13 protein-coding genes and 1 tRNA gene are annotated in these 16,484 nt (G+C 62.4%); all 14 read left to right on the top strand.

Annotation, left to right across the window (positions count from 1 at the left end):
* On the top strand, window positions 1-141 hold a 141-nt coding region (locus tag BW989_RS12025; protein WP_484587433.1), incomplete at its 5' end, for an EF-Tu C-terminal domain-related protein.
* Between the two features lie 125 nt (window positions 142-266).
* A tRNA-Trp gene (locus BW989_RS12020) sits at window positions 267-342 on the top strand.
* Window positions 343-399: 57 nt separating this feature from the next.
* Window positions 400-780: a preprotein translocase subunit SecE gene (gene secE / locus BW989_RS12015; protein WP_076588652.1), complete on the top strand. Its 381-nt coding sequence runs from the start codon at window positions 400-402 to the stop codon at window positions 778-780.
* Between the two features lie 24 nt (window positions 781-804).
* On the top strand, window positions 805-1,383 hold the full coding sequence (nusG, locus tag BW989_RS12010) for a transcription termination/antitermination protein NusG (protein ID WP_076588650.1): 579 nt from the start codon (window positions 805-807) through the stop codon (window positions 1,381-1,383).
* A gap of 106 nt (window positions 1,384-1,489) precedes the next feature.
* Window positions 1,490-1,918 (top strand): 50S ribosomal protein L11, encoded by a 429-nt coding sequence (rplK, locus tag BW989_RS12005; protein WP_076588648.1) that lies wholly within the window; start codon window positions 1,490-1,492, stop codon window positions 1,916-1,918.
* 4 nt (window positions 1,919-1,922) lie between these two features.
* Entirely contained in the window at window positions 1,923-2,621 is a 699-nt protein-coding gene (gene rplA, locus BW989_RS12000; RefSeq protein WP_076588646.1) for a 50S ribosomal protein L1, read from the top strand.
* A gap of 419 nt (window positions 2,622-3,040) precedes the next feature.
* Complete coding sequence (gene rplJ, locus BW989_RS11995; protein ID WP_076588644.1) at window positions 3,041-3,580, top strand: 50S ribosomal protein L10; 540 nt, start codon at window positions 3,041-3,043, stop codon at window positions 3,578-3,580.
* A gap of 56 nt (window positions 3,581-3,636) precedes the next feature.
* Complete coding sequence (gene rplL / locus BW989_RS11990) at window positions 3,637-4,011, top strand: 50S ribosomal protein L7/L12 (RefSeq protein WP_076588642.1); 375 nt, start codon at window positions 3,637-3,639, stop codon at window positions 4,009-4,011.
* A gap of 288 nt (window positions 4,012-4,299) precedes the next feature.
* Complete coding sequence (rpoB, locus tag BW989_RS11985; RefSeq protein ID WP_076588640.1) at window positions 4,300-8,472, top strand: DNA-directed RNA polymerase subunit beta; 4,173 nt, start codon at window positions 4,300-4,302, stop codon at window positions 8,470-8,472.
* Window positions 8,473-8,563: 91 nt separating this feature from the next.
* A complete protein-coding gene (gene rpoC / locus BW989_RS11980) occupies window positions 8,564-12,826 on the top strand; it encodes a DNA-directed RNA polymerase subunit beta' (protein ID WP_076588639.1) in 4,263 nt (1,420 codons plus the stop codon).
* Between the two features lie 308 nt (window positions 12,827-13,134).
* A complete protein-coding gene (gene rpsL, locus BW989_RS11975; RefSeq protein ID WP_076588637.1) occupies window positions 13,135-13,509 on the top strand; it encodes a 30S ribosomal protein S12 in 375 nt (124 codons plus the stop codon).
* Window positions 13,510-13,572: 63 nt separating this feature from the next.
* A complete protein-coding gene (rpsG, locus tag BW989_RS11970; RefSeq protein ID WP_076588635.1) occupies window positions 13,573-14,040 on the top strand; it encodes a 30S ribosomal protein S7 in 468 nt (155 codons plus the stop codon).
* A gap of 171 nt (window positions 14,041-14,211) precedes the next feature.
* Window positions 14,212-16,329: an elongation factor G gene (gene fusA / locus BW989_RS11965; protein ID WP_076588632.1), complete on the top strand. Its 2,118-nt coding sequence runs from the start codon at window positions 14,212-14,214 to the stop codon at window positions 16,327-16,329.
* Window positions 16,330-16,394: 65 nt separating this feature from the next.
* Window positions 16,395-16,484: GTP-binding protein (locus BW989_RS11960; protein WP_032978997.1), on the top strand; the 90-nt coding region annotated here is incomplete at its 3' end.

Genomic DNA, 16,484 nt, shown 5'->3' with positions numbered 1-16,484 from the left:
GAGATGGTGATGCCGGGCGACAACGTGAAGATGGTCGTCAGCCTGATCAACCCGGTCGCCATGGACGAAGGCCTGCGCTTCGCGATCCGCGAAGGTGGCCGTACGGTCGGCGCCGGCGTGGTGGCGAAGATCCTCAAGTAAGACCGGTCCAGCCCCTGCTTCCGCATACCGGAAGCAGGCCGGATCAGGGCAGGGCGGCGCGAGCCGCCATTGCCTTTTTCAGGAAACCCGATTCGTCGGGCTTCCTACAAGCCAATCAAATCCGTACGCCAGTAGCTCAATTGGCAGAGCAGCGGTCTCCAAAACCGCAGGTTGGGGGTTCGAGTCCCTCCTGGCGTGCCACTGACCAAATGGTCGGGATGCCGCAGTCGCAGCATCCGCATAGGAAATCCGCGAGACGTGAACAGCAAGACCGCTCCCGCTAAACACACCGCTTCCGGCGGCGACATCGTCAAGTACGTCATTGCCGGGTTGCTGGTCGTGGCGGGCGTATTCGCCTTCTACTGGTTCCAGGGCGAGTGGGCGACGTGGATGCGCGTGGTGGCGGTGATCGCCGGTCTCGTGTTGGGCGCCGTGGTTTTCATGACGTCGAGCAAGGGCCCGGAGCTGCGTGAGTTCTTCAAGGAAACGCGCTTCGAGCTGCGCAAGGTGGTCTGGCCGACCCGTCAGGAAACCCTGCGCACCACGTGGGTGGTGATGATCGTCGTGGTCGTCGTCAGCCTGATCCTGGGCGGTTTCGATTTGGTGATCCAGTGGTTCACCAAGTTGCTGTGGCGCTAACGGACTAAGGACTGAAGAATGACCATGGAAGCAACCGAGATCGATAACAAGCGCTGGTACGTGGTGCATGCCTATTCGGGCTTCGAGAAGTCCGTGGCGCAGGCGCTGCGCGACCGTATCGCGCGGATGGAGATGCAGGACCGCTTCGGTGAAGTGATCGTGCCGACGGAAGAAGTGGTTGAGATGCGCGCAGGCCAGAAGCGCCGCTCCGAGCGCAAGTTCTTCCCGGGCTACGTGTTGGTGCAGATCGTCACCCATGACGAGGCGGGCATCCCGCGCATCGACAACGAGTCCTGGCATTTGATCAAGGAGACTCCGCGCGTGATGGGCTTTATCGGCGGTACTGCCGACAAGCCGCTGCCGATCACCGATCGTGAGGCCGACACCATTCTGCAGCGCGTGCAGGACGGCGTCGAAAAGCCGCGCCCCAAGGTGTTGTTCGAGCCGGGCGAAATGGTGCGCGTCACCGACGGTCCGTTCAACGACTTCAACGGCGTGGTCGAGGAAGTCAATTACGAGAAGAGCCGCGTCCGTGTGGCCGTGCTCATCTTTGGTCGTTCCACCCCGGTGGAGCTGGAATTCGGTCAGGTCGAAAAGGCCTGACCATAGGTGGAAGGCGCATCCTTCGGGACGCGCCTTCTGATTCAACGAGACGGGGAGTCCCGCAGCCGCCAGGCGTGCAGACGATGGAACCCGAGGAGAAAACAACGTGGCAAAGAAAGTTATTGGCTACATCAAGCTGCAGGTGAAGGCCGGTCAGGCCAACCCCTCGCCGCCGGTCGGTCCTGCGCTGGGTCAGCGCGGCCTGAACATCATGGAATTCTGCAAGGCCTTCAACGCGGCTACCGCCAAGTTGGAACCGGGTCTGCCGATCCCGACCGTGATCACCGCCTATTCCGACCGTACCTTCACCTTCATCACCAAGACGCCGCCGGCGTCTATCCTGCTGAAGAAGGCCGTGGGCATCCAGTCCGGTTCCAAGCGTCCGAACACCGAGAAGGTGGGCAAGGTCACGCGTGCACAGCTGGAAGAGATCGCCAAGGCGAAGGAACCTGATTTGACTGCGGCCGATCTGGACGCAGCAGTTCGCACCATCGCGGGTTCGGCCCGTTCGATGGGCTTGACGGTGGAGGGCTGAGGACATGGCCATGAACAAGCGACAGAAAGCCATCGCCGCGGCCGTTGAGCCGGGCAAGGCGTACGCCATCGACGACGCACTGAAGATCGTCAAGGACAACAGCAAGGCCAAGTTCGTCGAAGCCGTGGACGTCTCCGTGCGTCTGGGCGTCGATGCACGCAAGTCCGACCAGCAGGTGCGCGGCTCCACCGTGCTGCCGGCCGGTACCGGCAAGAGCGTGCGCGTGGCCGTGTTCGTGCCCGCCGGTGCCAAGGCGGACGAAGCCCTGGCTGCAGGCGCCGATGCGGTCGGCATGGACGACCTGGCCGAGAAGATGCAGGCCGGTGACCTGAACTACGACGTCGTGATCGCGACGCCGGACGCGATGCGCGTCGTCGGCAAGCTCGGCACCGTGTTGGGCCCGCGCGGCCTGATGCCGAACCCGAAGGTCGGCACCGTCTCCCCGAACCCGGGTGAGGCAGTGAAGAACGCCAAGGGCGGCCAGGTGCGTTACCGCACCGACAAGGCCGGCATCATCCACTGCACCATCGGCAAGGCCGACTTCGAGGCCGGCAAGCTGAAGGAAAACCTGACCGCGCTGCTGGGCGACCTGATCAAGGCCAAGCCGGCGACGTCGAAGGGCACCTATCTGCAGAAGATCTCGATCAGCTCGACCATGGGTCCGGGCGTCGTGGTCGACCAGTCCTCGCTGTCCCTCAAGTAATGCCTCGGCAGGGTCGTGCGCTTGAATGCGTGCGGCCTCGCCCATAGATCCTCAGGTTCCCGCTTCGGCGAGGATCAGTACGAAACAAGATGGCAGCCGCATCGCCATCGCCATTTTTGAAGGCGTCGCGCCGTGCAAACGGTGCGGAGCCATCAAAGACCGCAGGCGCGGTCAGCGCATATCGACGACGGGCAGCGGAAGCTCGGCATGGCAGGGAATCGCCGTCGATGAAAGCGGGGCTGCTTAATCACGCTTTGCAAGAAGCCACCTGCGTAGATGGTCGCCCTTCTGGAAGTTTTTACGGGTTGTCCCGGTTCAGAAGCGCACCACGGGATGTCTCCATCCCCGGTACCAAGGAAGGTATCGCCAAGTCCCGCCAGTCGCTGGAGCGATTGACGGAAATTCCAACAGGAGTGCTTATGGCTCTGAATCTGAACCAAAAGAAAGACGTCGTTGCCGAAGTGTCAGCTATCGCCGGCAAGGCGCACTCCCTGATCGCAGCCGAGTACGCAGGCACCACGGTCGAGCAAATGACCGCGATGCGCAAGAAGGCCCGCGAAACTGGCGTGTACTTGAAAGTCGTCAAGAACACGCTGGCCGCGCGCGCCGTGGAAGGCACCGATTTCGCAGTCGCTCAAGACTCGATGGTCGGCCCCCTTCTGTATGCGTTCTCGACCGAGGAGCCCGGCGCAGCCGGTCGCCTGATCAAGGAGTTCGCCAAGGGCAACGACAAACTGCAACCGAAGTTGGTGGTAGTCGAAGGCCAGCAATACGGCCCCGCGCACGTCGAAGTGTTGGCATCGCTGCCGACCCTCGAGCAGGCACTGGGCATGCTGGCACGCGTGTTGGCCGAGCCGGCGACGATGTTCGCCCGTGCGGTCAAGGTGGTCGGCGAGCAGCAGGGTGGCGATGCCGCCGCTGCACCCGCCGAAGGCGAAGCCCAGGCCGAGCCGGCCTGATCGCCTGACGATCACCCTTCTTACAACCCAATCCAAGAAACTACAGAGGTAATCCAATGTCTCTTACCAATGAACAGATCGTCGACGCGATCGCCACCAAGTCGCTGATGGAAGTGATGGAACTGGTCAAGGCCATCGAAGAGAAGTTCGGCGTCTCCGCCGCTGCTCCGGTTGCCGTGGCTGCTGCCGGCGGCGCCGCTGCTGGCCCGGTCGAAGAGCAGACCGAGTTCAACGTCATCCTGAAGGCTGCCGGCGACAAGAAGGTCGAGGTCATCAAGGCCGTGCGTGCCATCACCGGCCTGGGCTTGAAGGAAGCCAAGGACATGGTCGAAGGCGCTCCGCAGACCGTGAAGGAAGGCGCTTCGAAGGAAGACGCCGAGAAGATGAAGAAAGATCTGGAAGCCGCTGGCGCTCAGGTCGAACTGAAGTAAGTGCTGCAGCCTCGCCGCGATACATCGGCGAGGACTTGAGGCTGGGGGCGGAAGCCCCCGGCCTTTGGCCGTTTCAACGGCAGGCGGTTTCAGCCCGTCGTGCCATCACGAAAACGCAACAACGCAAGATCGAGTCGACAGTCGGAAGTAGCGGGAGAGGGCGTGCTGGTGCCGGCAATACCAGCGACTTCCCACTGTTGATTCCCGTCCCCCGGACGGAAATCCGGTCATCGACGGCCCGTGCAATCCAACCACTGGTCGCCCCCTGACACACGAGGTACTGCTCTCATGGCTACTGCGCCCACCACGCAATACACCTTCACCGAGAAGAAGCGCGTCCGCAAGAATTTCGGCAAGCGCAAATCGATTCTCGAAGTCCCCTTCCTGCTGGCGATCCAGGTCGATTCGTACCGCGAATTCCTGCAAGCCGACAAGGCCATGGACAAGCGCGAAGACAAAGGTCTGCACGCCGCTCTGAAGTCCGTGTTCCCGATCACCAGCTACAACGGCTATGCCTCGCTGGAGTACGTCGGCTATACGCTGGGCACGCCGGTGTTCGACGAGCGCGAGTGCCGCAACCGTGGGTTGTCCTACGGCGCGCCGCTGCGCGTGACCGTGCGTTTGGTCATCTATGACCGCGAGTCCTCGAGCAAGGCCGTGAAGTACGTCAAGGAGCAAGAGGTCTACATGGGCGAGATTCCGCTCATGACCGACAACGGCACCTTCATCGTCAACGGCACCGAGCGCGTTATCGTCTCGCAGCTGCACCGTTCGCCGGGTGTGTTCTTCGACCATGACCGTGGCAAGACGCACAGCTCTGGCAAGCTGCTCTACAGCGCCCGCATCATTCCTTACCGCGGTTCGTGGCTGGACTTCGAGTTCGACCCGAAGGACGCGCTCTACACTCGCATCGACCGTCGCCGCAAGCTGCCGGTCAGCGTACTGCTGCGCGCACTGGGCTACTCCAACGAGGAGATGCTCAACGAGTTCTTCGAGATCAACACCTTTCACATCGACCCGTCGGAAGGCGTGCAGCTGGAATTGGTGCCCGAGCGCCTGCGCGGCGAAACGCTGGAGTTCGACCTGGCCGATGGCGACAAAGTCATCGTCGAAGCCGGCAAGCGCATCACTGCGCGCCATGTGAAGCAGCTGGAGCAGTCGGGCATCGAAGCCCTGGCCGTGCCGGATACCTACATCCACGGCCGCATCCTGTCGCACGACATCATCGATCCGGCCACCGGCGAACTCTTGGCCTCGGCCAATGACGAGATCACCGAAGACCTGCTCGGCAAGTTGCGCAAGGCGGGTATTGCTGCGGTCGGCACCCTGTGGGTGAACGACCTGGATCGCGGTGCGTATCTTTCCAACACCCTGCGCGTCGACAGCACCAAGACGCAGTTGGAAGCACTGGTCGAGATCTACCGCATGATGCGTCCGGGCGAGCCGCCCACCAAGGATGCCGCGCAGAACCTGTTCCACAACCTGTTCTTCACCTTCGAGCGCTACGACCTGTCGAGCGTCGGCCGGATGAAGTTCAACCGTCGCCTGGGCCGCAAGGAAGTGACCGGCGCGCCGGTGCTGTACGACCACAAGTACCTGGCCGAGCGCGGCGACGACGAGTCCAAGCGTCTGGTGGAAGCCAACGGCAACGCCTCTGACATCCTGGACGTGATCAAGGTGCTGACCGAGATCCGCAATGGTCGTGGCGTGGTGGACGACATCGATCACCTCGGCAACCGTCGCGTGCGTTCGGTCGGCGAGATGGCCGAGAACACCTTCCGCGTGGGCCTCGTGCGCGTCGAGCGCGCCGTGCGCGAGCGCCTGACCATGGCCGAAGCCGATGGTCTGACCCCGCAGGATCTGATCAACGCCAAGCCGGTCGCGGCCGCGATGAAGGAGTTCTTCGGTTCGTCGCAGCTGTCGCAGTTCATGGACCAGAACAACCCACTGTCGGAAGTCACGCACAAGCGTCGCGTCTCGGCCCTCGGCCCGGGCGGCCTGACCCGCGAACGTGCGGGCTTCGAAGTGCGCGACGTGCACCCGACCCATTACGGCCGCGTCTGCACCATCGAAACGCCGGAAGGTCCGAACATCGGCCTGATCAACTCGCTGGCCGTGTTTGCCCGCACCAACAACTACGGTTTCCTTGAGACGCCGTACCGCAAGGTGAAGGACGGCGTGGTCACCGACGAGATCGAATATCTCTCGGCGATCGAAGAGAACGAATTCGTCATCGCACAGGCGAATGCCTCGCAAGACGTGAAAGGCAAGCTGACCTCCGAGTTCGTCAACTGCCGCTTCCAGGGCGACACCCAGCTGCGTCCGCCGAGCGAAGTCGACTTCATGGACGTCTCGCCGATGCAGACCGTGTCGGTCGCCGCGGCGCTGGTGCCGTTCCTGGAGCACGATGACGCGAACCGCGCATTGATGGGCGCCAACATGCAGCGTCAGGCCGTGCCGACGTTGCGCAGCCAGAAGCCGCTGGTCGGCACCGGCATCGAGCGTGCCGTGGCACGCGACTCGGGTGTGACCGTGAACGCGCGTCGTGGCGGCGTGATCGAGCAGATCGACGCAGCCCGCATCGTGGTCAAGGCAAACGAGTCGGAGATCGAGGGCGAGACCGACGCCGGCGTCGATATCTACAACCTGGTCAAGTACACCCGTTCCAACCAGAACACCTGCATCAACAACCGTCCGCTGGTGAACGTCGGTGACGTGGTCGAGCGTGGCGACGTGCTGGCCGATGGTCCTTCGACCGACATCGGCGAGCTGGCCCTGGGCCAGAACATGCTGGTCGCGTTCATGCCGTGGAACGGCTACAACTTCGAAGACTCCATCCTGCTCAGCGAGCGCGTGGTGGAAGAGGATCGTTACACCACGATCCACATCGAAGAACTGACCTGCGTGGCACGTGACACAAAGCTGGGTGCGGAAGAAATTTCGGCCGACATCCCGAACGTGTCGGAGCATGCGTTGAATCGTCTGGACGAATCCGGCGTGGTGTTCATCGGCGCCGAAGTGCGCGCCGGCGACATCCTGGTCGGCAAGGTGACGCCGAAGGGCGAAGCCCAGTTGACCCCGGAAGAGAAGCTGCTCCGCGCGATCTTCGGCGAGAAGGCCTCGGACGTGAAGGACAGCTCGTTGCGCGTGCCGCCGGGCATGGACGGCACCGTGATCGACGTGCAGGTCTTCACCCGTGATGGCGTGGAGAAGGACAAGCGCGCGATCAAGATCCAGGAAGACGAAGTGCGTCGCGTCAAGAAGGACTTCGACGATCAGCGCATGATCCTGGAAGCCGCGATCTTCGCCCGTTTGCGCGCCCAGCTGCTCGGCAAGACGGCGAATGGCGGTGGTGGCCTCAAGAAGGGTGAAACCGTGACCTCGCTGGTGCTGGATCAGGTGCGTCCGCGCGAATGGTTCCACTTCAACATGAAGGACGAGGACGCTGCCGAGGCGATCGATCGCGCCCAGAAGCAGATCGCGCTCCATGAGAAGGAGTTCGAGCGTCGCTTCGAGGACAAGCGTGCCAAGATCAACCAGGGTGACGACCTCGCCCCGGGCGTGTTGAAGATGGTGAAGGTGTTCCTGGCGGTGAAGCGCCGCATCCAGCCGGGCGACAAGATGGCCGGTCGCCACGGTAACAAGGGTGTGGTGTCGAACATCGTGCCGGTCGAAGACATGCCGTACATGGCCGATGGCCAGACTGTCGACATCGTGCTGAATCCGCTGGGCGTGCCGTCGCGCATGAACATCGGCCAGATCCTCGAAGTCCACCTGGGGTGGGCAGCAAAGGGCCTGGGCCAGAAGATCCAGCGCATGATGGATGACAAGGCCAAGGTTGCCGACCTGCGCAAGTTCCTCGACGAGATCTACAACCACGACACCGAAAAGCTGGGCGAATTGCGTGTTGACCTCAAGCAGTTCAGCGACGAAGAGCTGATGACGCTGGCCAACAACCTGACCGACGGCGTGCCGATGGCAACGCCGGTGTTCGACGGCGCGGCCGAGACCGAGATCAAGAAGATGCTCGAACTCGCCGACCTGCCGACCGGCGGCCAGACGCAGTTGTACGACGGCCGTACCGGCGAGGCGTTCGATCGCAAGACGACCGTTGGTTACATGCACATGCTGAAGCTCAACCACCTGGTGGACGACAAGATGCACGCGCGTTCCACCGGCCCGTATTCGCTTGTTACCCAGCAGCCGCTGGGCGGCAAGGCGCAGTTCGGTGGCCAGCGCTTCGGTGAAATGGAAGTCTGGGCGCTCGAGGCATACGGCGCCGCTTACACGCTGCAGGAAATGCTCACCGTCAAGTCCGACGACGTGCAGGGTCGCAACCAGATGTACAAGAACATCGTGGATGGCGATTACGACATGGTCGCGGGCATGCCGGAATCCTTCAACGTGCTGGTCAAGGAAATCCGTTCGCTCGGCATCAACATGGAGCTGGAAGAACACTGACGACATCGTGCGACGGACGCGCCGCTGACGGCTGCGTCCGCCGCGACATCGACAAGACAGTGATCCCTTCCAGACTCCGCGGAGACATCAAATGAAAGACTTGCTTAATCTGTTCAACCAGCAGCGCACCGTTCCGGACTTCGACGCGATCAAGATCGCGCTCGCGTCGCCGGACATGATCCGTTCCTGGTCCTTCGGCGAAGTCAAGAAGCCGGAAACCATCAACTACCGCACCTTCAAGCCGGAGCGTGACGGCCTGTTCTGCTCGGCCATCTTCGGCCCGATCAAGGACTACGAGTGCCTGTGCGGCAAGTACAAGCGCATGAAGCACCGCGGCGTGGTCTGCGAAAAGTGCGGCACCGAAGTGACGCTGGCCAAGGTGCGCCGCGAGCGCATGGGTCACATCGACCTGGCGGCGCCGGTTGCGCACATCTGGTTCTTGAAGTCGCTGCCCTCGCGCATCGGTCTGATGCTGGACATGACCCTGCGTGACATCGAGCGCATCCTGTACTTCGAAGCCTACGTCGTGACCGAGCCGGGCCTGACTCCGCTCGAGCAGGGCCAGCTGCTCAACGAAGAGCAGTACATGCTGGCGCGCCAGGAGCACGGCGACGACTTCGAGGCCGCGATGGGTGCCGAGGCCGTGTTCGATCTCTTGCGCGACATCGACCTGCAGGCCGAGATGGTCAAGCTGAAGGAAGAAATCGCCGCCACCGGCAGCGAGACCAAGCTCAAGCGCCTCACCAAGCGCATCAAGCTGGTCGAAGCCTTCCTCGACTCCGGCAATCGCCCGGAGTGGATGATCATGACCGTGCTGCCGGTCCTGCCGCCGGACTTGCGTCCGCTGGTGCCGCTGGACGGTGGCCGCTTTGCGACCTCCGATCTCAACGATCTGTACCGCCGCGTCATCAACCGCAACAACCGCCTGCGTCGCCTGCTTGAGCTGGCCGCGCCGGACATCATCGTGCGCAACGAAAAGCGCATGCTGCAGGAATCGGTCGATGCGCTGATGGACAACGGCCGTCGTGGCCGCGCCATCACCGGCACCAACAAGCGCGCCCTGAAGTCGCTCGCCGACATGATCAAGGGCAAGCAGGGTCGCTTCCGCCAGAACCTGCTCGGCAAGCGCGTGGACTACTCCGGTCGTTCGGTGATCGTGGTCGGTCCGTACCTCAAGCTGCACCAGTGCGGCCTGCCGAAGAAGATGGCGCTGGAATTGTTCAAGCCCTTCATCTTCGCCAAGCTGCAGCGTCGTGGCCTCGCCACCACCATCAAAGCGGCCAAGAAGCTGGTCGAGCGCGAAGAAGCGGAAGTCTGGGACATCCTGGAAGAAGTCATTCGCGAGCATCCGGTGATGCTCAACCGTGCGCCGACGTTGCACCGTCTCGGCATCCAGGCGTTCGAGCCGGTGTTGATCGAAGGCAAGGCCATCCAGCTGCACCCGCTGGTGTGTACCGCGTTCAACGCCGACTTCGACGGTGACCAGATGGCCGTGCACGTGCCGCTTTCGCTGGAAGCCCAGCTGGAAGCCCGCGCGCTGATGATGTCGACCAACAACATCCTGTCGCCGGCCAACGGCGAGCCGATCATCGTGCCGTCGCAGGACGTGGTGTTGGGTCTGTATTACATGACCCGCGCGCTGGAAAACAAGGCGGGCGAGGGCATGGCCTTCGCCAACGTGGCCGAAGTCAAGCGTGCCTACGACAACCGTGTCGTCGAGCTGCATGCCAAGGTCAAGGTGCGCATCACCGAGTACGTGCTCAACGAAGAAGGTGAGCGCGAAGCCAAGACCTCGATCGTCGACACGACCGTGGGTCGTGCGCTCTTGGCCGATATCCTGCCCAAGGGTCTGTCGTATTCGCTGGTCAACACCGAGTTGAACAAGAAGGCGATCAGCCGCTTGATCAACACCTGCTACCGCGAACTGGGTCTGAAGGACACGGTCGTCTTCGCCGACCAATTGATGTACACCGGCTTCTCGTACGCGACGAAGGCGGGCGTGTCGATCGGCATCAACGACATGATCATCCCGGACGAAAAGGCCGGCATCCTTGAGGAAGCCGAAGCCGAAGTGCTGGAAATCCAGCAGCAGTACCAGTCGGGTCTGGTCACCGGCGGCGAGCGCTACAACAAGGTGGTCGATATCTGGTCGCGCACCAACGAGCGTGTGGCCAAGGCGATGATGGACACGATCGGCACCGACAAGGTCGAGAACGCCAAGGGCGAGACGATCGATCAGAAGTCGATGAACTCGATCTACATCATGGCCGACTCCGGCGCGCGTGGTTCGCAGGCGCAGATCCGTCAGCTGGCGGGTATGCGCGGCCTGATGGCCAAGCCGGACGGCTCGATCATCGAGACGCCGATCACCGCGAACTTCCGCGAAGGCCTGAACGTCCTGCAGTACTTCATCTCGACCCACGGTGCACGTAAGGGTCTGGCCGATACCGCGCTGAAGACGGCGAACTCGGGTTACCTGACCCGTCGCTTGGTCGACGTGGCGCAGGACGTAGTGATCACTGAAACCGATTGCGGCACGCACAACGGCCTGACCATGACCCCGATCGTGGAAGGCGGCGACGTGGTCGAGCCGCTGCGTGATCGCGTGCTGGGTCGCGTGGTGGCCGAGGACGTGTTCCTGCCGGGCAACGACGAAGATCCGATCGTCACCCGCAACACCCTGCTCGACGAAGCCTGGGTGCAGATCCTGGAAGATGCCAGCGTGCAGTCGATCCAGGTCCGTTCGACCATCACCTGTGATGCGCCGTTCGGTGTCTGCGCCCTGTGCTACGGCCGTGACTTGGGTCGTGGTCACTTGGTCAACATGGGTGAGGCGGTCGGTGTCGTCGCCGCGCAGTCCATCGGTGAGCCGGGTACCCAGCTCACGATGCGTACGTTCCACATTGGTGGTGCGGCGTCGCGTGCGGCGGCCATCGACAACATCACCGTCAAAACCAATGGTTCGGTGAAGTTCAACAACTTGAAGTCGGTCTCGCATGAGAATGGTGGTCTGGTCGCCGTATCGCGTTCGGGCGAGTTGTCGGTGCTCGACGATCACGGTCGCGAGCGCGAGCGTTACAAGCTGCCCTACGGCGCGATGATCAACGTCAAGGATTTGGCATCGATCAAGGCCGGCCAGACCATCGCCAATTGGGATCCGCATAACCACCCGATCGTGTCGGAAGTCGCGGGTTTCATCCGCTTCTACGACTTCGTCGACGGCGTCACCGTCATCGAGAAGACCGACGATCTGACCGGCCTGGCATCGCGTGAGATCACCGATCCCAAGCGTCGCGGCTCGCAGGGCAAGGACCTGCGTCCGTTGGTGCGCATCGTCGACAAGAACGGCAAGGACCTCAACATCCCGGGTACCGATCTGCCGGCGCAGTACATGTTGCCGCCGCGCTCGATCGTCAACCTGCAGGACGGCGCCGCCGTCGGCGTGGGTGACGTGGTTGCCAAGATCCCGCAGGAAGCGTCCAAGACCCGCGACATCACCGGTGGTCTGCCGCGCGTGGCCGATCTGTTCGAAGCCCGCAAGCCCAAAGACCCGGCGATCCTCGCCGAGATCTCGGGCGTGGTCAGCTTCGGCAAGGACACCAAGGGCAAGCAGCGCCTGATCATCAAGGGGCCGGATGGCGTCGATCACGAAGAGCTGATTCCGAAGTACCGCCAGGTCATCGTGTTCGAAGGCGAGCACGTCGAGAAGGGCGAGACCGTGGTGGATGGCGAGCCGAACCCGCAGGACATCCTGCGCCTGAAGGGCGTGGAAGAGCTGGCGGCTTACCTGACCAAGGAAATCCAGGACGTCTATCGCCTGCAGGGCGTGAAGATCAACGACAAGCACATCGAGGTGATCGTTCGCCAGATGCTGCGCAAGGTTGAGATCACCGATGCTGGCGACAGCCGCTACCTGGCGGGCGAGCAGGCTGAGCGCCAGCGCGTTATCGAGGACAACGCCAAGATCGAGACCCGCAATGAGCTGCCAGCGAAGTACTCGCCGGTGCTCTTGGGTATCACCAAGGCGTCGCTGGCGACGGAATCCTTCATCTCCGCGGCTTCGTTCCAGGAGACCACCCGCGTGCTGACCGAGGCGGCCGTGCGCGGCACCCGCGACAGTCTGCGCGGCTTGAAGGAAAACGTGATCGTCGGTCGCCTGATCCCGGCAGGTACGGGTCTGGCGTATCACACCCAGCGCCGTCGCAATGCCGCCGGCCTGACCGAAGCCGACATGGCGCTGCTCTCGGCGGATGTCGCTGAAGTCGTCGCCGAGCCGGTGGAGACGCCGGTCGAAATGGTGATGATCGAAGCCGACGGCGGTGACGTCGGTAATGAGCAGGCCGAAGCGGAGTAATCCGCCCGGCCATCTGTCGGCCCGGCGACTTGTCGGGCCGACAGGAATGGATTACAATCCCGCAACTTAGGTGGCCCTAGGGCTACCCAGATCCCGAAAAGAAGGACAGGACGTTCTTCGTATTCGGCACATGGATGCGCGGGGACGTACGGTGGGCAGCTTGCTGCGCCCGTACCGCTGCAGAAGCTTGCGTCGACGGAAATGTCGTGCGCAGGCTATGTTTTTTTGTCTTCGCCTAACGGTTTTCCGGCAGGCGGGGATGCCAACCCAAGCCTAAGGCCTTCGGGCCAGAGAATCATCGGAATCGCATGGCAACCATCAATCAGCTGGTCCGCAAACCGCGGAGCCCGGAAACCTACAAGAGCACGTCGCCGGCTCTGCAGAACTGCCCGCAGCGTCGTGGCGTCTGTACCCGCGTCTACACCACCACCCCGAAGAAGCCGAACTCGGCTATGCGCAAGGTGGCCAAGGTGCGTCTGACCAACGGTTACGAAGTCATTTCGTATATCGGTGGTGAAGGCCACAACCTGCAGGAGCACAGCGTGGTGCTGATCCGCGGCGGTCGCGTCAAGGACCTGCCGGGTGTGCGTTACCACACCGTGCGCGGTTCGCTCGACGCCGCCGGTGTCGCCAAGCGTCGCCAGCGCCGCTCCAAGTACGGCGCCAAGCGCCCGAAGGCCTGATCCGCACCTTATCCGCAGCGATGTCGCTAGGCGTCGCGTCCGCAAGAAACCAGAGATACCGCTATGTCCCGTAAAGGCAATACTCCGCAGCGCTCGGTGCTGCCCGATCCGAAGCACGGAAGCGAGACCATCGCCCGCTTCATCAACATGGTCATGCTGAGCGGCAAGAAGTCGGTCGCCGAGAAAATCGTGTACGGCGCGATGGATGTCATCGGCGAGAAGAACGAAAACGCGCTCGAGTTGGTCGAGAAGGCCCTCGGTAACGTGTCCCCGTCGGTCGAGGTGAAGTCCCGCCGCGTCGGTGGTGCGACCTACCAGGTGCCGGTTGAAGTGCGTGCCTCCCGCCGCATGGCGCTGGCGATGCGTTGGTTGATCGAATCCGCACGTAAGCGTGGTGAGAACACCATGCCGCGCAAGCTGGCTGCCGAGTTGATGGATGCTTCGGAAAACCGTGGCGGCGCCATCAAGAAGCGCGAAGAGACCCACCGCATGGCGGATGCCAACAAGGCATTCGCGCACTTCCGCTGGTAAGCCTCCATCGGGTGCCATGAAGGCACCCGGCGGTCGCCGCAAGGCTGGCCGCGCCGCGGAAAATCGCTGGCTTTCCGCGATCGAACCAGAGGCCGCCGTCAGGGCGGCATCTGGCCATATGAAACCCGGCTTGGCCGGGGTGCCCATCAGGCAGACAAAAGAGAGAACACCGTGGCCCGTACCACTCCTATCGAGCGTTACCGCAACTTCGGCATCATGGCTCACATCGATGCCGGCAAGACCACCACGACCGAACGCATCCTGTTCTACACGGGCGTGAACCACAAGATCGGCGAAGTGCACGAAGGTGCCGCGACGATGGACTGGATGGAGCAGGAGCAGGAGCGCGGCATCACCATCACCTCCGCAGCCACCACGGCTTTCTGGAGCGGCATGGACAAGTCGTTGCCGGAGCACCGCTTCAACATCATCGACACCCCCGGCCACGTGGACTTCACCATCGAAGTGGAGCGTTCGCTTCGCGTGCTCGACGGCGCGGTGTTCGTGTTGTGCGCCGTGGGCGGCGTGCAGCCGCAGTCGGAAACGGTGTGGCGTCAGGCCAACCGTTACCACGTGCCGCGTATGGCCTTCGTCAACAAGATGGACCGCACCGGTGCCAACTTCAACAAGGTCGTTGACCAGCTGAAGGCCCGTTTGGGTGCCTACGCCGTGCCGATGCAAGTGCCGATCGGCGCCGAAGAAGGCTTCGAAGGCGTGGTCGACCTGCTCAAGATGAAGTCGATCATCTGGAACATGGAAGACAAGGGCACGACCTTCACCTACGGCGACATCCCGGCCGACCTCGTCGACACAGCCAACGCTGCGCGCAACTTCATGATCGAAGCGGCTGCCGAAGCCAGCGAAGAGCTGATGGAGAAGTACTTGGAAAGCGGCGAGCTGACCGAGGAAGAAATCATCGGTGGCATCCGCACGCGCACCATAAAGACGGAAATCGTCCCCGTGTTCTGCGGTACCGCGTTCAAGAACAAGGGCGTGCAGGCCATGCTCGACGCCGTCATCCAGCTGCTGCCGTCGCCGATCGACGTGCCGCCGGTGCAGGGCGTGGACGACGACGAGAAGGAAGTCAGCCGTCCGTCGGACGACAAGGCGCCGTTCTCCTCGCTCGCGTTCAAGATCATGACCGACCCGTTCGTGGGTTCGCTGACGTTCTTCCGCGTTTACTCGGGCGTCCTTAATGCCGGTGACCAGGTGTACAACCCGGTCAAGGGCAAGAAGGAGCGCGTCGGCCGCATCCTGCAGATGCACGCCAACACCCGCGAAGAAATCAAGGAAGTGCGCGCCGGCGACATCGCCGCTGCCGTGGGTCTGAAGGACGTCACCACCGGTGACACCCTGTGCGCCCAGGACGCGATCATCACGCTTGAGCGCATGACTTTCCCGGAGCCGGTGATCTCGATGGCCGTCGAGCCGAAGACCAAGTCGGACCAGGAAAAGATGGGTATCGCACTGGGCCGCCTGGCGCAGGAAGATCCCTCGTTCCGCGTGCGTACGGATGAAGAATCCGGCCAGACGATCATCGCCGGCATGGGCGAGCTGCACCTGGACATCCTGGTGGACCGCATGAAGCGCGAGTTCAACGTGGAAGCCAACGTTGGCAAGCCGCAGGTGGCCTATCGCGAAACCATTCGCCGTGAAGCCGTCAAGTCGGACTACAAACACGCCAAGCAGTCGGGTGGTAAGGGTCAGTACGGCCATGTGGTCATCGAGATGTCGCCGATGACCGACGAAGACCGTGCCAACTCGGACGTGAAGGACGATTTCCTGTTCATCAACGACATCACCGGCGGTGTGATTCCGAAGGAATTCATCCCGGCAGTCGAGAAGGGCATCCGTGAAACCATCACCAGCGGTCCGCTGGCGGGCTTCCCGGTCGTGGGCGTCAAGGCTCGCCTGATCGACGGTTCGTACCATGACGTCGACTCCTCGGAAATGGCGTTCAAGCTGGCGTCGTCGATGGCGTTCAAGGAAGGTTTCCGCAAGGCCGATCCGGTCCTGCTGGAGCCGATCATGAAGGTCGAGATCGTGACGCCGGAAGATTACGTCGGCGACGTGATGGGCGATGTCAGCCGTCGTCGCGGCCTGTTGCAGGGCCAGGACGACAGCCCGTCGGGCAAGATCATCAACGCGATGATCCCGCTGGGCGAGATGTTCGGCTATGCGACCTCGCTGCGTTCGATGTCGCAAGGTCGTGCGACCTTCACGATGGAATTCGACCACTACGCCGAAGCGCCCTCCAACATCGCCGAAGCGGCGATGAAGAAGGCCTGATCGGAAACTGCGGGGCGCCTTGCGCGCCTCGCTCCCCCAACATTCACTCATTGAGGTAACAAATCATGGCAAAGGGTAAGTTCGAGCGCACCAAGCCCCACGTGAACGTGGGCACGATTGGTCACGTTGACCACGGCAAGACGACGCTGACGGCG

This window comes from Solilutibacter tolerans, from assembly GCF_900155935.1.
Taxonomy (GTDB): domain Bacteria; phylum Pseudomonadota; class Gammaproteobacteria; order Xanthomonadales; family Xanthomonadaceae; genus Solilutibacter; species Solilutibacter tolerans.
The sequence above is the reverse complement of the archived record's forward strand: the minus strand, read 5'-3'. Positions and strand labels throughout refer to the sequence as shown.